Source organism: Spiribacter salinus M19-40 (assembly GCF_000319575.2).
In the GTDB taxonomy this organism is placed as follows: domain Bacteria; phylum Pseudomonadota; class Gammaproteobacteria; order Nitrococcales; family Nitrococcaceae; genus Spiribacter; species Spiribacter salinus.
Genome location: NC_021291.1, coordinates 876,811 through 894,050, shown reverse-complemented (window position 1 = coordinate 894,050; position 17,240 = coordinate 876,811). Strand labels below are relative to the sequence as shown.

The 17,240-nt window shown below is 62.7% G+C and carries 18 protein-coding genes and 1 tRNA gene; 14 read left to right on the top strand and 5 right to left on the bottom strand.

The window, feature by feature from the left end:
- Together ispF and truD are read left to right on the top strand one after the other, a co-directional pair.
- Positions 1–483 (top strand): 2-C-methyl-D-erythritol 2,4-cyclodiphosphate synthase, encoded by a 483-nt coding sequence (gene ispF / locus SPISAL_RS04475; RefSeq protein ID WP_041389617.1) that lies wholly within the window; start codon positions 1–3, stop codon positions 481–483.
- Complete coding sequence (truD, locus tag SPISAL_RS04470; RefSeq protein WP_016353277.1) at positions 480–1,553, top strand: tRNA pseudouridine(13) synthase TruD; 1,074 nt, start codon at positions 480–482, stop codon at positions 1,551–1,553. Before ispF ends, truD begins: the two co-directional genes overlap by 4 nt.
- Here the strand turns inward: truD and SPISAL_RS04465 are convergent.
- The gene (locus SPISAL_RS04465) at positions 1,539–2,075 is read right to left on the bottom strand and encodes a Smr/MutS family protein (protein WP_016353276.1); all 537 of its coding nucleotides are present in this window, start codon (positions 2,073–2,075) and stop codon (positions 1,539–1,541) included. The genes truD and SPISAL_RS04465 overlap by 15 nt on opposite strands.
- A gap of 70 nt (positions 2,076–2,145) precedes the next feature.
- Between SPISAL_RS04465 and surE the strand changes: the two genes are divergently transcribed.
- Genes surE through SPISAL_RS04445 form a run of 4 tightly spaced genes read left to right on the top strand, consistent with a single transcriptional unit; the run spans position 2,146 to position 4,815 of the window.
- Positions 2,146–2,895 carry a 5'/3'-nucleotidase SurE gene (gene surE / locus SPISAL_RS04460; RefSeq protein ID WP_016353275.1) on the top strand — a complete coding sequence of 250 codons (750 nt, stop codon included), beginning with the start codon at positions 2,146–2,148 and terminating at the stop codon, positions 2,893–2,895.
- Positions 2,895–3,557, top strand: coding sequence for a protein-L-isoaspartate(D-aspartate) O-methyltransferase (locus SPISAL_RS04455; protein WP_016353274.1), 663 nt, complete (start codon positions 2,895–2,897; stop codon positions 3,555–3,557). The genes surE and SPISAL_RS04455 overlap by 1 nt, the downstream gene beginning before the upstream one ends.
- Entirely contained in the window at positions 3,557–4,135 is a 579-nt protein-coding gene (locus SPISAL_RS04450; RefSeq protein ID WP_016353273.1) for a YqaA family protein, read from the top strand. The genes SPISAL_RS04455 and SPISAL_RS04450 overlap by 1 nt, the downstream gene beginning before the upstream one ends.
- A complete protein-coding gene (locus SPISAL_RS04445) occupies positions 4,132–4,815 on the top strand; it encodes a peptidoglycan DD-metalloendopeptidase family protein (protein WP_016353272.1) in 684 nt (227 codons plus the stop codon). The genes SPISAL_RS04450 and SPISAL_RS04445 overlap by 4 nt, the downstream gene beginning before the upstream one ends.
- Here the strand turns inward: SPISAL_RS04445 and SPISAL_RS04440 are convergent.
- Positions 4,803–5,192: an Mth938-like domain-containing protein gene (locus SPISAL_RS04440; RefSeq protein WP_016353271.1), complete on the bottom strand. Its 390-nt coding sequence runs from the start codon at positions 5,190–5,192 to the stop codon at positions 4,803–4,805. The genes SPISAL_RS04445 and SPISAL_RS04440 overlap by 13 nt on opposite strands.
- Positions 5,193–5,294: 102 nt before the next feature.
- Between SPISAL_RS04440 and alaC the strand changes: the two genes are divergently transcribed.
- The 5 genes from alaC to recJ are packed head-to-tail and all read left to right on the top strand — an operon-like array spanning position 5,295 to position 11,727.
- The gene (gene alaC / locus SPISAL_RS04435; protein WP_016353270.1) at positions 5,295–6,539 is read left to right on the top strand and encodes an alanine transaminase; all 1,245 of its coding nucleotides are present in this window, start codon (positions 5,295–5,297) and stop codon (positions 6,537–6,539) included.
- The gene (locus SPISAL_RS04430) at positions 6,527–7,837 is read left to right on the top strand and encodes a homoserine dehydrogenase (protein ID WP_016353269.1); all 1,311 of its coding nucleotides are present in this window, start codon (positions 6,527–6,529) and stop codon (positions 7,835–7,837) included. The genes alaC and SPISAL_RS04430 overlap by 13 nt, the downstream gene beginning before the upstream one ends.
- Positions 7,834–8,973: a threonine synthase gene (gene thrC, locus SPISAL_RS04425; RefSeq protein ID WP_016353268.1), complete on the top strand. Its 1,140-nt coding sequence runs from the start codon at positions 7,834–7,836 to the stop codon at positions 8,971–8,973. The genes SPISAL_RS04430 and thrC overlap by 4 nt, the downstream gene beginning before the upstream one ends.
- Positions 8,974–8,983: 10 nt before the next feature.
- Entirely contained in the window at positions 8,984–9,985 is a 1,002-nt protein-coding gene (locus SPISAL_RS08675; RefSeq protein ID WP_016353267.1) for a 2,3-bisphosphoglycerate-independent phosphoglycerate mutase, read from the top strand.
- Positions 9,982–11,727, top strand: coding sequence for a single-stranded-DNA-specific exonuclease RecJ (recJ, locus tag SPISAL_RS04415; protein ID WP_016353266.1), 1,746 nt, complete (start codon positions 9,982–9,984; stop codon positions 11,725–11,727). The genes SPISAL_RS08675 and recJ overlap by 4 nt, the downstream gene beginning before the upstream one ends.
- Here recJ and SPISAL_RS04410 read toward each other — a convergent pair.
- Positions 11,709–13,784, bottom strand: coding sequence for a carboxy terminal-processing peptidase (locus SPISAL_RS04410; protein ID WP_245539886.1), 2,076 nt, complete (start codon positions 13,782–13,784; stop codon positions 11,709–11,711). The two genes, recJ and SPISAL_RS04410, sit on opposite strands and share 19 nt — an antisense overlap.
- 105 nt (positions 13,785–13,889) lie before the next feature.
- On the opposite strand from SPISAL_RS04410, the gene SPISAL_RS04405 reads away from it, so the two are divergent.
- Positions 13,890–14,738 carry an alpha/beta hydrolase gene (locus SPISAL_RS04405; protein ID WP_016353264.1) on the top strand — a complete coding sequence of 283 codons (849 nt, stop codon included), beginning with the start codon at positions 13,890–13,892 and terminating at the stop codon, positions 14,736–14,738.
- Here SPISAL_RS04405 and SPISAL_RS08670 read toward each other — a convergent pair whose 3' ends face one another.
- Both SPISAL_RS08670 and SPISAL_RS04395 read right to left on the bottom strand, forming a co-directional pair.
- The gene (locus SPISAL_RS08670; protein ID WP_016353263.1) at positions 14,739–15,224 is read right to left on the bottom strand and encodes a DUF6231 family protein; all 486 of its coding nucleotides are present in this window, start codon (positions 15,222–15,224) and stop codon (positions 14,739–14,741) included.
- Positions 15,221–15,988, bottom strand: coding sequence for a ParA family protein (locus tag SPISAL_RS04395; RefSeq protein ID WP_016353262.1), 768 nt, complete (start codon positions 15,986–15,988; stop codon positions 15,221–15,223). Before SPISAL_RS04395 ends, SPISAL_RS08670 begins: the two co-directional genes overlap by 4 nt.
- Before the next feature lie 78 nt (positions 15,989–16,066).
- Between SPISAL_RS04395 and SPISAL_RS04390 the strand changes: the two genes are divergently transcribed.
- Together SPISAL_RS04390 and SPISAL_RS04385 are read left to right on the top strand one after the other, a co-directional pair.
- Positions 16,067–17,104, top strand: a complete 1,038-nt coding sequence (locus SPISAL_RS04390) for a quinone-dependent dihydroorotate dehydrogenase (protein WP_041389215.1) — start codon at positions 16,067–16,069, stop codon at positions 17,102–17,104.
- Between the two features lie 29 nt (positions 17,105–17,133).
- A tRNA-Ser gene (locus SPISAL_RS04385) sits at positions 17,134–17,221 on the top strand.
- Positions 17,222–17,240: the final 19 nt, after the last annotated feature.

Sequence of the window (17,240 nt, the reverse complement as noted above, 5' to 3'; positions counted from 1 at the left end):
TTGCGCATCGGCCAGGGCGTGGATGCCCATCAGTTGGTGGCTGGGCGGCCGCTGATCCTCGGTGGGGTAGCGATTCCTTTCGATTACGGACTTGCCGCACACTCCGATGGTGATGTGCTCCTGCATGCGATCACCGATGCGCTGCTTGGTGCGGCTGGTGCGGGGGATATTGGGCAGCACTTCCCTGATACGGATCCCACCTATGCCGGTGCGGACAGCCGTGGGCTGTTGCGTCAGGTGGTTCGGGAGGTGCTTGACCCGACCTGGTCGGTGGTGAATATCGATGCAACGCTCATCGCCCAGCGCCCCAAGTTAATGGAATATCTCCCGGCCATGCAGGCCCATCTCGCCGAGGATCTTGGTGTGACACCGGGGCGCATCAATCTCAAGGCCACAACGCTGGAGTGGATGGGCTTTACGGGCCGGGGCGAGGGGATTGCGGCGATGGCCGCTGTCATGCTCGAGTCCAACGCTGACTCGTGAGTGAGCCGACGGCTGGCCTGACGGGGCCCATTAGCCCGATAACGCCGGTAAACGCCTGGGGCGCACCGCTGGGACAGGCCCGGGTGGCGGCCTCTCCCGCAGATTTTCAGGTGACCGAGGTGCTTGGCTATCGTGCGGATGGCGAAGGCCCGCATCTGCTCGTTGAGATCGAAAAGTGCGGCTTGAGTACCGCGGACGCGATGCAGCAGCTTGCGCGCGCGTGGGACTGCCCGCGGCGTGAGATGGGTTACGCCGGTCGTAAAGATCGACAGGCCGTGACGCGGCAATGGCTCAGTGTGCCCTGGCCAGTGAATGCCGCATTACCGGAGACCGGGCCAATCGGTGAGGGTCTGGTGGTGTTGAGCGTTGAGCGCCACCGCCGCAAGCTGCGAATCGGTGCCTTGCAGGGCAATCGCTTTCGGCTGACGCTGCGCGAGGCGAGCCTGGACCCGAGAGCGGTGAGTAGCCGGCTTGCCAGGGTGGCGCGCTGTGGTGTCCCCAATTACTTTGGCCCGCAGCGGTTCGGACGCGGCGGTCGCAACCTCTCGGCCGCGGTTGACTGGTTAACCGGGGGTAGGCGCCCCCGGGGTCGGAGTGATCGCAGCATGCAGCTCTCGGCGCTGCGTAGCGAGGTCTTTAATCGGGTGCTAGCGGCGCGCGTGCTCGATGGCAGCTGGAATCAAGCCATAGCGGACGACCTGATGGTCCTCGATGGGCGCGGCAGTCTGTTCCCGGCAAGTGAGGAGCCTGCGGACTCACTGGCGCGGCGTATGGCCGGCTTGCACGTTCACGCCACGGGCCCGTTGCCTGGCCGTCGGGCGGATGCCCTGCGGTTGCCGGCGGCGCTGGCCGACTGGGAAGACAAACAAACGCCTTGCCTGGCAGCGGCTGTGGACGGCCTGACCGCCCAGGGGCTTGATGCCGCCCGACGTGCGCTTCGGCTGAGTGTTGGGGAGCTCGCCTGGGCCTGGCCTGCGCCACAAACGCTGGTGATCACCTGCAGGTTGCCGCGTGGGGCCTATGCCACCACCGTGTTACGGGAGCTGGTGACCTGGTCAGCGCCTGAGTAGGACATAGAGGGCGCCCGTTCCCCCGTCCACGGGCCGTGCGGAGCAAAAGGCCAGCACGTCATCGCGCTGGCGTAGCCAGCGGTCGACCTGGCCTTTAAGCACGGGGCCGGCATTGGAGGAGCGTCGGCCCTTGCCATGAATTACGCGCACGCAGCCCAGGTGGCGACGATGGCACTCGTTAATGAAGTCATGCAGCAGGCGTTTTGCCGGTTCAACCGTCTGTCCATGGAGATCCAGCTCGGCCATGACGCTGAACTCACCGCGCCGCAGTCGCTTGAGGGTGCGTTTTTGCAGGCCGGGGCGGGCATAGGCAAGTGCTTCGCCCAGCTCCACGCCAAGCGGATTGCCATCGGGGTCGCCCTCAGCGAGTTCCCGCAGCACGGCGCGGTCATCGGCATGCCGCTGTCCGGGCACGGGTGGCGGGCGCCGGCGTTTTAGCTCGGCAGTCTGGCGTGAGCGCATGGGGCGGACATCCGACATGGCGGCACGAAACAGTGCGGTATCCGGGTCGTCATCCTGCATCACTGGCTCCCGCAACGCTCATTGATCGGTATAGTACACGGGCGATGTTCAAGGATAACAAGAGAGCGCTATGAGGATTCTCGTCAGTAACGACGATGGCTATGACTCCACCGGTATTCAGACGTTGGCGACGGCCCTGGCCGAGCGCTCGGAGGTCACGGTTGTAGCGCCCTCACGCGATCGCAGTGGCGCGAGCAACTCGCTGACGCTGGAGTGGCCGATTCGGGTGTCGCATGAATACGGTGCCGTCTATCGGGTGGAAGGGACGCCAACGGACTGCGTGCATCTCGCCATTACCGGATTGCTGGAGCAACTCCCCGACATGGTGGTTTCCGGGATCAACGCGGGGGCGAACCTCGGCGACGATGTGCTCTACAGCGGCACGGTGGCAGCCGCCATGGAGGGCCGAAGTTTAGGCCTGCCGGCCATCGCGATCTCGCTGGCCAGTCACGAGCCCACGCATTACGACACCGCGGCCGAGGTAGCCAGACGGGTCATACGGCGGCTGAGTGACGAACCATTGCCGGCCGATACGATTCTGAATATCAACGTGCCCGATGTGCCCTGGGCGTCTCTCGAAGGCTTTGAGGCCACGCGGCTGGGTCAGCGGCACCGCGCCGAGGCCGCAATTCGCACGCAGGATCCGCGAGGCCGGCCCATCTACTGGATTGGTCCACCCGGGGCGCAGCAAGATGCCGGGCCAGGGACGGACTTCAACGCCGTCTCGCGCGGCTTCGTCTCAGTTACCCCCATCCAGGTCGATCTCACCCGGTATCCGGCGCTCGATCAGATCTCGGGTTGGATTGGAGGCCTTGGCTGATGGATGCCCGCCGGCGTGATGGTATCGGCATGACCTCGCAGCGGACGCGTGAGCGGCTTGCCAGGCGGCTTGGCGACGCCGGTATCCGTAATGTCCATGTGCTGAATGTCATTCGTCAGGTGCCCCGCCATTTGTTCGTGGACGAGGCGCTGGCCTCCCGCGCCTACGAGGACAGCTCGCTGCCGATTGGTCATGGGCAGACGATTTCGCAGCCATTTGTCGTGGCGCGCATGACAGAAATTCTGATTCGCGAAGGGATACCGGAGCGCATCCTTGAGATTGGCACCGGCTCCGGCTATCAGGCGGCCGTTCTCGCGGCGCTGGTCGGGCAGGTCCACACTATTGAGCGGATTCGCGCGCTCCATGAACGCAGCCGAGCGCTGTTTCGGCAGCTGGGGCTTTCCAACATCCGGCAACGGCTCGGCGACGGCCATGCCGGCTGGGCCAGTGCGGGGCCGTTCAATGCGATCATTTTGACGGCGGCGCCCACGGTGATCCCCGAGCCGCTCCTTGAGCAGCTGGCCGAGGGCGGAGAACTGCTTGCACCGGTCGGTGATAGCCAGGCGCAGGAGTTGCGCATTTACCGTCGCAGCGGCGACACCGTGGTGGAGGAAGGGGTTGAGGCCGTGAGTTTTGTGCCGATGATCGCCGGGACGGAGTAATGGGCGTGTTCACACGGCTGTACGATGCGGTTCTGCGCTGGGCTCGACATCGCCGGGCCCCCTGGTTTCTGGGCGCGCTGAGCTTTGCAGAGTCCTCATTTTTCCCGATTCCCCCGGATGTGATGCTGGCGCCGATGAGTGTGGCGCGCCCGGATCGGGCCTTGCACCTGGCGGGGCTGACAACGCTGACCTCCGTTGCCGGTGGTTTGCTGGGTTATTTGATCGGCGTGGTGGGCCTGGAGCTTGTCATGCCGGTGATTGTGGACACCGGCCATGCCGGCGCCTATGAAATGGCGCGCAGCTGGTTTGTTGACTGGGGATTCTGGGTCGTGCTCGTTGCGGGCTTTTCACCGATTCCTTACAAGATCTTCACGATCGCGGCCGGTGCAATGGCCATCGCCTGGCTGCCGTTCGTGCTGGCCTCGCTGTTGGGGCGCGGGGCCCGCTTCTACCTGGTGGCAAGCGTGCTGGCCTGGGGTGGGCCAAGGGCGGAACCCTGGCTGCGGCGCTACATGGAGCGGATCGGTTGGTTGACCGTGCTGGCTCTGGTTGTGGTCGTCCTCGCGGTCTCGCTATGAAGGTTCGCGGCGGCGTCCTGCTGGCTGTGGTGATGATCCTCGCTGGCTGCACGGAATTCGACTATGCGAGTGATCGGGCGCTGCGTCAGGCGGACACTGACGTGGTTGCGGGCGACGTGCATGTGGTTGAGCGAGGCGAGACGCTCTATCAAATCGCCTGGCAATACGGCCTCGACTTTCGGGATGTCGCCCGCTGGAACGATCTGCGCTCGGCAGATCTGATCTTCGCAGGCCAGGAACTGGTGCTGAGTGGCCCAGCTGATACGGGCAGCGGTCAAACACAGTCCAGCGCGCAGAGCAGCGGGCTGAGCGGGCCGATTGCCTGGCAGTGGCCTGTGGAAGGGGAGATTGTCGGGGCGTACGACGCCAATGCGATCGGCAAGCGGGGGATTCGCATTGGCGCGGAGCCGGGTAGCGTCGTCGCGGCTGCCGGTGGCGGCGATGTGGTCTACAGCGGCAGCGGACTGCGTGGCTACGGTAATTTGGTGATTATCAAGCACAACGACCAGTTTCTTACAGCCTACGGCTATAACAGCGAACTGCTCGTGGGCGAGGGTGAGCGGGTCGAGGGCGGCGATGCGATCGCCCGGGTGGCCACTGATGGTGAGCGCGCGGGTCATCTGCATTTCGAGATCCGCCAGCAGGGCGATCCCGTGAATCCGGCGAGCTATCTCCCCTGAGTGCCAGTAAGCTCGCCACCATCCAAGATGAGCGCGGCGACCACGCGACGGCCCTCTGACATCAGCAGGTTATAGGTTCGGCACGCGGAGGCGGTGTCCATGACCTCTAGACCGATGCCACCGCGCATTAGCGAAAGCATGAGCTCCCGGCCCGGGAAACTCTGCTGGGCGCCCGTCCCGAGCAGCACCACTTCGGGCGCCAGCTCGCTGACGGTCTGTAGATGATCGCTCGTTAGAGCCTCGAGGCTCGTCGGGCCCCACTCAGTGACCAGGGTATCCGGGCTGACCAGGAGACTGGCGCTATATCGCGCATCGTTGATCCGGATCTCGCCATCGCTGTAGCCGAGGATGCGGTACGCACCCTCCGCGCTGTCCATACTCATTTTCATTAGGCAACGATAGCCGCCGGCTTTGGGGTTGAGCAAGGAGCGTCCATTTGACACGCACAGGGGGCAAATTTAGCGTTCACCGGTTATCATATGGACATCGCAACCCAGGGGATCGGCTTGAACGAGGAATTCCAGCGCATCAAGCGCCTGCCACCTTATGTTTTCAACATCGTGAACGAGTTGAAAGCGCAGGCCCGGGCCCGGGGAGAAGACATCGTCGACTTCGGTATGGGCAACCCGGATCTGCCCACGCCACCGCATATCGTCGAGAAGCTGGTGGAGGCGGCCCAACGGCCGGATACCCATCGCTACTCCATGTCTCGAGGCATCCCGCGTCTGCGCCGAGCCATCACGCGCTGGTACCACCGACGCTACGATGTCGCGCTTGACCCAGAGAGCGAGGCCATCGTCACCATCGGGTCCAAGGAAGGGCTAGCTCACCTCGCCCTGGCGACACTGGGGCCCGGCGATGCGGTGTTAGTGCCCAACCCGGCGTATCCCATTCATCCTTACGGCATCGTGATCGCGGGCGCGGACATCCGCCATGTGCCCCTGGTGCAGGGGGGGGATTTCTTCACGGAGCTGGAAAAGGCCATTAAGGACACCTGGCCGAAGCCGAAGATGCTGATCCTCAATTTCCCGGCCAACCCGACGGCGCAATGCGTTGAGCTTGAGTTCTTCGAGCGCGTGGTCGCGATCTGTCGGGAGCACGGCATCTGGATCGTTCATGATCTGGCTTATGCGGATCTGGTCTACGACGGCTACGAGGCGCCTTCTATTCTTCAGGTCGAGGGCGCGCGGGAGGTGGCCGTGGAGTCCTTCTCGCTATCGAAGAGCTATAACATGCCGGGTTGGCGAGTCGGCTTTGTTTGCGGCAATGCTCAGGTCATTGCCGCGCTGGCCCGAATGAAATCGTATCTCGACTACGGCATGTTTACTCCCATCCAGGTGGCAGCGATCCACGCGCTCGAGGGTCCGCAGGAATGCGTCACTGAGATTCGGGATACGTATCAGGCGCGCCGGGATGTGCTTTGCGACGGGCTGCAAGCCGCTGGCTGGCCAGTCGAAAAGCCCAAGGCGACCATGTTCGTCTGGGCGCAGATCCCCGAGCCATACCGCGACATGGGCTCGCTCGAGTTCTCGAAGAAACTGCTGCGGGATGCGGGTGTTGCTGTCTCGCCCGGTATCGGTTTCGGTGAATACGGGGATGAGTATGTCCGCTTCGGGTTGATCGAGAATCAGCACCGCACACGCCAAGCCGTCCGGGGCATCAAGCAGATGTTCCGGCGGGATGGTCATGTTCATAACACGGGAGAGTCCAGTTGCAGCCGGTAAAGGTAGGCCTGCTTGGCCTAGGCACAGTAGGCGGAGGCACCGTCAATCTGCTTGAGCGCAATCGCGATGAGATCACGCGGCGTGCCGGGCGGCCCATTGATGTGGTTCATGCAGCAGCCCGTCACCCGGATCGGGCGCGGACCTGTAGTACCGAGCACATGCGCCTTGAATACGATGCCTTTGCCGTGGTGGATGACCCTGATACAGAAATCATCGTTGAGCTCATTGGTGGCGTTGACCTCGCCAAGGAACTCACTTTGCGGGCGATCGAGCGCGGCAAGCACGTCGTGACAGCCAACAAGGCGCTGATTGCGCTGCACGGTAACGAGATTTTTGCCCGGGCCCGAGACAATGGTGTCACGGTCGGGTTCGAGGCGGCGGTAGCGGGTGGCATCCCGATTATTAAGGCCGTGCGCGAGGGCCTGGTAGGTAATCGGATTGAGTGGCTAGCCGGTATCATTAACGGCACCAGCAATTTCATTCTCTCCGAAATGCTGTATGCAGGCCGTGAGTTCGGTGAAGTCCTCGCCGAGGCGCAGCGTCTCGGGTACGCCGAAGCCGACCCGACGTTCGATGTGGAGGGCGTGGATGCGGCGCACAAGCTCACCATCTTGGCCTCTATCGCTTTTGGCATCCCCTTGCAGTTCGACAAGGTCCACATGGAAGGCATCGGCCAGATCAGCACCGATGACGTGGCCTACGCCAGTGAGCTGGGTTTTCGTATCAAACACCTTGGGATCTGCCGGCGGGAAGGGGACGGCATCGGGTTGCGCGTGCACCCAACCCTGCTACCGGAGCGCCAGTTGCTCGCAAACGTGGATGGCGTGATGAACGCAGTGATGGTGAATGCCGATCCGCTGGGGCCCACGCTGTATTACGGTGCTGGCGCCGGCGCGGACCCGACCGCATCAGCCGTGGTTGCGGATCTGGTGGATGTGGTGCGCGAGTTCACCCTGGAGCCAGAGAACCGGGTGCCTTACCTGGCATTCCAGTCCCACTCGCTCTCTGATGAGCCGGTGGTGGGTATGGAAGCGGTGGACACCGCCTACTACCTTCGGCTTGAAGCGCAGGATGAGCCTGGCGTTCTCGCAGAGGTCACCGGCGTACTCAGTCAGGCCGGCATCAGTATCGAGGCGGTGATCCAGAAACAGCCTGCCCCAGGGGCCGAGACGGTGCCGGTGATCCTGCTGACGCATCGGGTCCGCGAGTCCAAGATGGATGCAGCCTGTCAGGCCATTGAGGCGCTGGATGCAGTGCACGGCAGCCTGGTGCGTATTCGTGTGGAGACGCTGGCATGACCGACACCAAACGCTACACCGGGTTAATTGGGGCCTACGGCGATCGCTTGCCGTTAGCGGCCGATGCGCGGCCCATCAGTTTGGGCGAGGGCAACACCCCGCTGATCCGACTCGATAATCTGGTGTCTGATCTGGGTCGCGAGGTCGCGCTCTACGTTAAATTCGAGGGCCTGAACCCCACCGGTTCATTCAAGGACCGCGGGATGACCGTCGCGGTCACGCAGGCGGTTGCCGAGGGCAGCCAGGCCATCATCTGCGCCTCGACCGGTAACACCTCGGCCTCGGCGGCCGCGTATGCCGCCCGGGCCGGTATCCGGGCGTTTGTATTAATTCCGGATGGCAAGATCGCCATGGGCAAGCTGGCCCAGGCCATCATGCATGGTGCCGAGGTCATGCAGATCCGCGGCAATTTCGATGACGGTATGCGGATCGTCAAGGAAATGGCTCAGCAGGCACCGGTCAGCCTGGTCAACTCGGTCAACCCCTATCGGTTGCAGGGCCAGAAAACCGCGGCGTTCGAGATTTGCGAGGCGTTGGGCCGTGCGCCGGACTACCACTGTCTGCCAGTGGGCAACGCGGGTAATATCACCGCGTACTGGATGGGGTATACGGAAATGGCCAAGGCGCCTGGAGAGGCCGGTACGGCTGCCTGCGCCTTCTGTGCTGGCGACTGTCAGTACCATCAGGCGGCCGTGTCGTCCCGGCCCGTTATGTTGGGCTATCAAGCAAGTGGCTCAGCGCCATTTTTGCGCGGGGGGCCGGTGAGCCATCCCGAGACGATTGCGACAGCCATTCGGATCGGTGCCCCCCAGAGCTGGGATTACGCCAAGTCGGCCTCGGAAGAGTCGGGCGGCTGGTTTGATGAGTTTACCGATGAGCAGATCCTGGAAACACAGTGGTTGCTCGCCAGTCGTGAGGGGGTGTTCTGTGAGCCCGCCTCTGCCGTATCGGTTGCGGGCGCGCTGCGGGATATCCGCGCCGGGCATATCGAGCCGGGTAGTACAGTGGTCTGTACCCTCACGGGACATGGTTTGAAGGATCCGGATGTGGCTCAACGCCGGGCCGAAGCAGCAGTTTCCACGGTGGATGCGAATTCGACCGCGGTGCGCGAGGCAATCCTCCGTCGGTTGGACTAAGGCGGTGCCCGTGCCCCAGCAGATTGAGTGCATTGCGCCACGCCTGCTCGGGCCGGTCCCCGGCACCCTGGCTGATGCACTTTCCGATGCTGGCCCCTTCCCGCAGCTTGAATGGCTGGTGGCGCACGCGCGGCGTGAGCCGGCAGCGGGCGTGGATACCGAAACCCTACTCGCCTCAGTCCACCCATCGCTCCCCGCGCCCGGTCCGCTGGTCGCCGCAGGGCAGGGTCTTCCTTTATCCGGCTACGGCTATCGCGCGGCACCCGTTCATCTGCGGCCAGATCGTGATCGTCTTTTGCTGTTCGCTGGGCCGGAGTTTGAACCCTTACCGGAAGAGTCGACCCAGCTCGTCGACGCGTTCAACCACACGTTTGGGGCCGATGGCTTAACGCTGTGGAGCAATGGCGCGGACTGGCTGTTGCTGGTGGATGAACCGCCCGGGCCCGATTTGCCAGCCCTGGCGCAGGTGGCCGGTTATTACCTGGATACGGTGCTGCCCGACGAGGTGGCGTTCCGCCGCTGGCGACAGCTTCTTAATGAGATGCAGATGTTTTTGCATGACCATCCCGTCAATCAACAACGGGAGGCACGCGGCGAGGTTGCAATCAATGGATTATGGTTCTGGGGTGGTGGGCCATCCGCAGCCCCAAGCGAGCTCGCATCCGACCGGGTGGTGGGTGACGACGCCCTGAGTCAGGGACTGGCCACCTTAGGTGGAACCGCACTCGAGGGGGTCGACACGGGCCTGGGTGCCGACAACGGTGAGATAACACTGATCTGGACTGACGCCGAAGCCGCGCTCGTTGCTGGTGATGCCGCGGGCTGGATGGCCGCGGTTGAGCGGTTTGAGACATTGATCGCCCCCAGACTGGTCAAGGCGGCGCAGGCGGGTAGTGCGCGCATCAATCTCTATTCCGGCAACAGTGAGCGTTTGAGCTTGGGCCCCTGGGCCCATTGGCATTTTTGGTGTCGGCGGCATCCATTGTCCCGGCGGGTGACGCGACGCGGATGAATAGGGGGGATAGCATCCGGTTTACCGATCGGCCCGTGCCCACGCCGTGGCCGGTCCTGCCCGATGGTCTGCCAGGGCTGTTACAGCGCCTCTATGCTGCGCGGGGCGTCGACGGGGCGGGTGATCTGGATTATCGCCTTGCCCAGCTGCCGCACCCGGATACGCTTAACGGGTTAGAGGCGGCCGCGGCAATCATGGCGCAGGCCATCATCACCGGCCAACGCATACTGGTGGTTGGCGACTTTGATGCCGATGGCGCGACGAGCTGCGCGGTGGCCTTGCGCGGCCTGCGGGCTCTCGGTGCGGCCTCCGTTGATTATCTGGTGCCGAATCGCTTTGAGTTTGGGTACGGCCTGAGCCCGGAATTGGTTGAGGTCGCGCGAGGCCATCACCCGGACTTGATCCTGACCGTTGATAACGGGATCTCCGCGCATGCGGGCGTTGAGGCCGCCAGTGCGGCTGGCATCCCCGTAGTCGTCACGGATCACCATTTGCCGGGGCCAACGCTGCCGGCTGCGGCGGCCATCGTTAATCCACAGGTGGCTTCTGCCGAGTTTGCCGGGCAGGGGCTGGCGGGAGTAGGGGTCTGTTTTTATCTGCTGCTGGGGGTGCGGTCAGCCCTTCGCAATCAGGATTGGTTTACGACAGGGCGACCTGAGCCTGGGTTGGTCGATCTGCTGGATTTGGTGGCCCTTGGCACCATTGCCGATGTGGTGCCGCTTGATCGGGTCAATCGTGTGCTGGTGGCACAGGGTCTGCGGCGCATCCGAGTCGGGCAGGGTTGCCCAGGGGTGCAGGCGCTGCTCAAAGCCAGTCGTCGGGAACCAGCGCGGGTCAACGCCGCCGATTTGGGGTTTGGTGCCGCCCCCCGCCTGAATGCGGCCGGCCGACTGGGCGACATGAGTCTTGGCATTGAAACGCTGCTCGCTGAGGATACGGCGAGCGCGGAAGCCCGCGCCAAAGAGCTGGAGACCTTGAATCAGACACGCCGCGAGCTCGAGCATGGCATGCGCGATGAAGCGCTCGCCGGTATTGAGGCCGCCCAGCTTGCCGCTGACGGCGCACTTGAACCGGTGTTGTGTTTATACGACGAGCAGTGGCATCAGGGGGTTGTCGGAATTGTTGCCTCTCGGATCAAGGAGCGTTTTCAACGCCCGGTGATTGCTTTTGCGCCGGCGGAGGATGGGCTACTCAAAGGCTCTGGGCGCTCCATTGCCGGTGTTCACCTCCGCGATCTGCTGGAGGCGGTCGATACGCGAACCGAGGGAGCGGTCATTCAGCGCTTTGGTGGGCATGCCATGGCCGCGGGGCTGACGCTGCCTGCGGCGCAGTATCCCGCGTTCCAGTCCGTTTTGCAGGGCCTTGTGCGCGAGCGCATGGGCGACCACCCGCCCGGTGAGGAAATCGTCACTGACGGTGAGCTTGAGGCGGCGGAATTCAGTCTCGAGCTGGCACGCCAGATTCGAGAAGGCGGCCCCTGGGGGCCAGGCTTTCCTGAACCGTCCTTCCGCGGCCTGTTTCACGTTCGCAGCCAGCGTGTCGTGGGTGAAAATCATCTCAAGCTGATGCTCTCGCCAGCATGCGCACCGAATCAGCAGCTGGATGCTATTGCCTTTAACGCCCTCGACCGTGGTTGGAGCTCAGACACCAGGCAGATCACCGGCGTTTTCCGACTCGACGTGAATTACTATCGAGGCCGTGAGCAGCTTCAGCTGGTTTTTGACTATCTCGCGGCAGCTTGAGCCACGGTGCCGTCTTCGCCTATGAGTTCTGCGAGATCGACCATCACCTCGGCGGTTTCATCCAGTAGCGCATCTGGCAGTTGATCTCGATCGAGGTCATCCAGATCCTCAATGGTCTCCCGGCCGTAGGCCGCGAGCTGTGCGTTGACTGCTTCCAGCCGAGCCGCTTCCTGTTGCTCCTGGGCCGCGCGTCGACGGTCTTCGTTTAGAGAGACTTCGGTGCGGGCCTCCGCTTCGCGCAGCCGTTTCGCCTCGGCACTGACACTCATCAGCGCAGGATCGGTGAGCATGCGCCGGTCATGACGGCGGCGAAGTTCTGATAGATAACGCGCCAGCTCCCCCTGTTGCCGGTATTCCGTTGAGCGAATCGTATCCCAGGGCAGGGCACGCTCAGCCGAGCGTTCGCCGCTCTCATCGCTGCTCTGCGGGTAGGGGAGATGGAGATCGGGTTGAACGCCCTCGAGTTGCGTGCTCTCGCCATTGATGCGGTAGAACTTGGCAATGGTGAGCTTGAGCCGCCCAGTGGCCGCATCTTCAACGCCCGATCCAACGCCGAATTGGTCAAGTCCGATCAGGGTCTGGACCGTGCCCTTGCCGAAGGTTTGGTCACCAATCACCACACCACGGCCATAGTCCTGCAACGCGGCGGCGAAAATTTCTGATGCCGAAGCGCTGTTGCTATCCACCATCACGCCAAGGGGGCCATCGTACTCGGCGGGTTCAGCCGCTTGATCCTCGAGGACCTCGCGCTGGCCGTTACTGCGATTCACCTGCACCACCGGCCCCTGATCGATGAATAGTCCGGTCATTTGCACAGCCTCTTCGAGCGACCCGCCGGCGTTGCCACGCAGATCGATCACCAGGCCGTCGATGTCGGACAGTGTCTCGGAGTCCAAAAGCCGGGCGACATCATCGCTGGTGTTCCGGTAATCCTCGGCGCCGGCGTTGGCTGCGCCCAAATCCGCATAAAAAGCCGGAATATCAATAACGCCGATGCGGTGATTTTGCCCGTCACGTTTTACCTCGCGGACCTCCGCCTGCGCCGCTTGTTCCTCTAGCTCGACGGTATTGCGGGTGAGGGTAATGGTCGTCTCGTGCCCATCGCGGCCTTCTGGCATGACGCGCAAGTGCACTTCAGAGCCTTTCGGTCCGCGAATCAGGTCAACCACGTCTCCGAGGCGCCAGCCCACCACGTCCTGAATCGCGTCTGGATCATCGCCGACGCCGGTGATCTGGTCACCCGGCGACAGATCGCCACTTCCCGCCGCAGGGCCACCCGGGATGAGCTCGACAATCTCAACGAAGTCTCCCTCGCTGGTCAGCATCGCGCCAATACCCTCCAGCGAGAGGCTCATGTTGATGTCGAAGTTCTCGGACGTCCGCGGGGACATGTAACTGCTGTGCGGGTCGAATTGCGACGCCCAGGTGCTCATGTAGCTCTGGAAGACGTCCTCGGCGCTGGATTGCTCGAGGCTGCGGACCAATCGCTCGTAGCGCTTGGTCAGCGACTCACGCACCTCGGTGCGGTCCCGGCTATTCAGGCGCTGGATCAGTGCATCATTGATGACCCGTTTATCCCAGATTTGATCGAGTTCACTGCGACTGGCGGCCCAATCGGCATCGCTGCGATCGAGATCAAGGCGCGCCTCCGTGTCGAATGCGAGTCCTTTCTCCAGTCGATCCAGGGCATGTTCACTGCGGTCTTCAACGCGTTCCCGATAGCGGGCGAAAATGTCGAAAGCGGTGTCCAGCTCGCCAGCGCGGAGTTCATCATCCAGTTGATCCGCCCGATGGCGGAACGCCTGGATGTCGGCCTCAAGGAAATAATAGCGATCCGGGTCCAAGGCTTCGAAGTACGCGTCATAGACCGCTTCGGATAAGGCATCATCGATGGACTCATCGCGGTAGTGATACCGCGACAAGAGCTCACCGATGACCTGGGAGGCCCGTGGGTGTATTTCCGATGGCGTGAGTCGATCTGCGGCTGCCGTCGAGCTGATCCCGATGGCCAGGGCCAGCGCCAGCGCGATGTGGTGACATAATGAATACCGTGACACTGAATGCCCTCGCATACGGGTTGAGTCCTCATTGTGACACCGGTGATCACAGGAATATCCTGCTGGATCTGTTAGCGTAGCCCCCCTGAGCAAAGAGGGAAACCAATGTTCGCTGAATTCGTCTGGCCCTACGGCCGATCCGGTACGGCCCCCGCGCTGGAAATCCTGAGCGCGAACCCGTCTGTGCGCACACAGACCCGGAGCACGCCGGTGGTGTTCGTGCATGGTGCCTTTGTGGGGGCGTGGTGTTGGCAGGAGCATTTTCTGGACTATTTTGCTGAGCGTGGGTTTCGTGCCATTGCGCCGAGTTTGCGGGGTCATGGCGCCAGTGAGTCGGCAGGCGCCCTGTCGCATGCGGGTATCAATGAATATGTGCGGGATCTGGAGCGCGTCATCGCTGATCTGGCCGGTCCGCCGCCGATTCTGATTGGCCACTCGATGGGGGCGCTGGTTGTTCAGCGCTACCTGGAGCGCCATCCGGCTTCAGCGGCCATCCTGCTCGCGCCGGTGCCGCCGCAGGGGCTGATGCCCTCAACGCTGCGAATGATGCTGGGCGATCCCATGCTTTTTGCCCAGTTCGGACTGATGCAAACCATGGGTGCCCGGGTCGTTGATGCGGACATCGCACGGCGTGCCGTGTTCTCGGACCGTATGGCGCCTGAGGATCTCGAGCGCTTTGCGCGTTTCGTGCAGCCGGAGTCGCAGCGCGCGCTCTGGGAGATGTCGATGCATGGCGCAGCGCGACCCTGGCTAGTGGATCCCAAACCGCCGGTGCGGGTCATTGCAGGGGCGGAAGATACCCTGTTCTCCGCGCCGGAGACCCAACTGACTGCAGGTCTCTGGGGCGCGGACTGGCAGGCCATGCCGGGTATGGCACATGCCATGATGCTTGAGCCGGGTTGGGAGGCTGTCGCCGAAGAGATTGTCCGCGGTCTGTGGGCGAGCGGGATTTAGCTACCAGCGGTATTTGTCCCAGAGCTCAGGATTAGCCCAATGGCGGGCGTTGAGCCAGTCTGGCGTGACTTTGTAATGCGCCATGTCAAATTCATACCAGCGCCGGCGACGGCTGCCGTGATCAGCGCTGATGCCGCGGCGGTGGAAACCCAGCCCAATCAGGGCCTGACGCGATAATATTGTGCCCTCATCGGCTGCCGCAATCACAACGACACGCTCGGCATGGACGTCGCGCAAGCGACTGACGAGCGTTGTTGCCGAATCAGCGGGTAGGTTCGCTTCCCCATCGACAATGGCTAACTCGAGCCGGGCATCTGGCAGGCGCTCCGCCTCGCTATCGGCGCCGGTGAGTGACTGACCGCCGTGTGCCAGCACCTGGCTCGTCAGCGATGATTGATCGCTGATGAGCAGGACCCGCTCAGACGCGCATTCGGCAACCAGCTGCCCAAGCATCGCTGAAGTGTCGACCAGGGCGTCCGTTGTCATGCCGACTCCAGGCGCTGATGTAATGCCTCATATTCTGCGGTGAGCTTGTGTCTTGGTGCCAGATGAACCAGGGGTTTGGAGACCTGATGAGACTCCCGCACTTTGACCGAGGCAGACAGAAAAGGCTCAAGCACGGTGTTGCCATCGGCCTTGAGTGACTCCACAAGGGAGGCCGGCAAGCGCGCACGCGACTGGAACTGATTAACGATGACGCCCTCAACTTCGAGCGCGGGATTATGATCGGCCTTGAGCTCCGCCGCGCTCGCCATCAGCTCATCAAGTGCCTGGCGAGCGAAGGCATCGCAATCAAATGGGATCAGGCAGCGATCCGCGGCGATCAGCGCTGACAGCGTATAGAAGTTCAACGCCGGCGGTGTATCGATGTAGACCCGATCAAAGCCCTCAAGCGCTGCGAGCGAGTCCCGTAGCTTGTAGATTTTGTAGCGTGACTCCAGCCGCCCCTGAAGCGTCTCAAGCGCAGGGTGAGACGGCATAACAGACAGGTGTTGAAACGGGGATCGCCACACAAAGGCATCAGGCCCGCGTGAGTAGATCCGGTGGCTTAGCGTATCCTCGAAATAACCAGCGAGTGTTTCGTCAGCTGACTCGGGATTCTCGCCGAGGAGATAACGGGTTGCGTTGCCCTGGGGATCCAGATCGAGCACCAGGGTGCGTAAGCCCTGGTGTGCGGCCATCGCCGCCAGATTGCTGGCGATGGTGGACTTACCGACTCCACCTTTTTGATTGAATATCACCCGGCGCATCGGCGCTCTCCCTGCTATGATTTCTCAACAGCTGTCGGATCAGTCTAGGCAGGTGGTCAACGCAGGTCGAGAGGCATCATGTTTGGTGTAGCAAGACGGGCTCTATTCGCACTTCCTCCTGAGCGGGCGCATGACGTGGCGCTTGGCACGCTTGACTGGGTTATGCGTGTGGGCCTGGCGCGGCGCCTGATCGGGCAGGTTCGTGACCCCAGGCGCCTCATGGGGCTGACGTTCGCGAACGCGGTTGGCCTTGCGGCGGGTCTCGACAAGGACGGGGACCATATCAATGGCCTGACCGGGCTGGGTTTTGGTTTTCTGGAGCTGGGGACGGTGACACCGGTGGCCCAGCCGGGTAATCCCGCGCCACGGTTGTTCCGCATACCTGACCATGAGGCACTCATTAACCGACTCGGCTTTAACAATCAGGGCGTTGATCACCTGGTGGAGCGCGTTGAGACCGCGCAGGCGAATGTCCCGATTGGCATCAACATCGGCAAAAATCGGGATACCCCCCTCGAGCACGCGACGGATGACTATCTACGTTGCCTCGAGGCGGTCTACGACTCGGCCGACTATATTGTTGTTAACCTTTCCTCGCCCAACACACCGGGGCTGCGCCGCTTGCAGGAAGGCCAGGAGCTCACGGGTTTGGTCCAGACACTCATTGCACGCCGTGACGCGCTAGCCGACGCGCGAGGTCGGCGTGCTCCGTTGCTCGTCAAAATCGCGCCGGATCTGGATGATGACCCCATTCGGGCATTGGTCGATGCGCTGCGTGAATGCGGTGTCGATGGCATCACGGCGACCAATACCACGATCGGGCGCCCCGACGTGCGAGAAGATCCGGTGGCGGAGGAGGCAGGGGGGCTGAGTGGCGCTCCGCTGCGGGATCGCGCAACGGCGGTGGTTCGCCTTGTGCGTGAAACCGCCGGCCCGGACCTTCCCATTATCGCAGTGGGTGGAATTCTCAATGCCGCCGACGCTGTGGAGAAGATGCAGGCCGGTGCGGACCTCGTCCAGATTTATACGGGCTTTATTTATCGCGGACCAGGCTTGATTCGAGATGCTGCCAAGGCCATTGCCACGGCATCGCCGACTATGACTCACTTGTCCTGATTGATTTGGCAGGTGACAATGAGCAGCTTGGAGAGGTGGCAGAGTGGTCGAATGCGGCGGACTTGAAATCCGTTGAGCCTAAGGGCTCCGGGGGTTCGAATCCCTCCCTCTCCGCCAAATACAAAAATGGCCCCCG

What these genes read in the sequence shown, in the direction of transcription:
- SPISAL_RS04465 (WP_016353276.1), bottom strand. Translation starts at nt 2,075, where the DNA reads ATGCAGGATGACGACCCGGATACCGCACTGTTTCGTGCCGCCATGTCG.
- surE (WP_016353275.1), top strand. Translation starts at nt 2,146, where the DNA reads ATGAGGATTCTCGTCAGTAACGACGATGGCTATGACTCCACCGGTATT.
- SPISAL_RS04455 (WP_016353274.1), top strand. Translation starts at nt 2,895, where the DNA reads ATGGATGCCCGCCGGCGTGATGGTATCGGCATGACCTCGCAGCGGACG.
- SPISAL_RS04450 (WP_016353273.1), top strand. Translation starts at nt 3,557, where the DNA reads ATGGGCGTGTTCACACGGCTGTACGATGCGGTTCTGCGCTGGGCTCGA.
- SPISAL_RS04445 (WP_016353272.1), top strand. Translation starts at nt 4,132, where the DNA reads ATGAAGGTTCGCGGCGGCGTCCTGCTGGCTGTGGTGATGATCCTCGCT.
- SPISAL_RS04440 (WP_016353271.1), bottom strand. Translation starts at nt 5,192, where the DNA reads ATGGACAGCGCGGAGGGTGCGTACCGCATCCTCGGCTACAGCGATGGC.
- alaC (WP_016353270.1), top strand. Translation starts at nt 5,295, where the DNA reads ATGGACATCGCAACCCAGGGGATCGGCTTGAACGAGGAATTCCAGCGC.
- thrC (WP_016353268.1), top strand. Translation starts at nt 7,834, where the DNA reads ATGACCGACACCAAACGCTACACCGGGTTAATTGGGGCCTACGGCGAT.
- recJ (WP_016353266.1), top strand. Translation starts at nt 9,982, where the DNA reads ATGAATAGGGGGGATAGCATCCGGTTTACCGATCGGCCCGTGCCCACG.
- SPISAL_RS04405 (WP_016353264.1), top strand. Translation starts at nt 13,890, where the DNA reads ATGTTCGCTGAATTCGTCTGGCCCTACGGCCGATCCGGTACGGCCCCC.
- SPISAL_RS08670 (WP_016353263.1), bottom strand. Translation starts at nt 15,224, where the DNA reads ATGACAACGGACGCCCTGGTCGACACTTCAGCGATGCTTGGGCAGCTG.
- SPISAL_RS04395 (WP_016353262.1), bottom strand. Translation starts at nt 15,988, where the DNA reads ATGCGCCGGGTGATATTCAATCAAAAAGGTGGAGTCGGTAAGTCCACC.
- SPISAL_RS04390 (WP_041389215.1), top strand. Translation starts at nt 16,067, where the DNA reads ATGTTTGGTGTAGCAAGACGGGCTCTATTCGCACTTCCTCCTGAGCGG.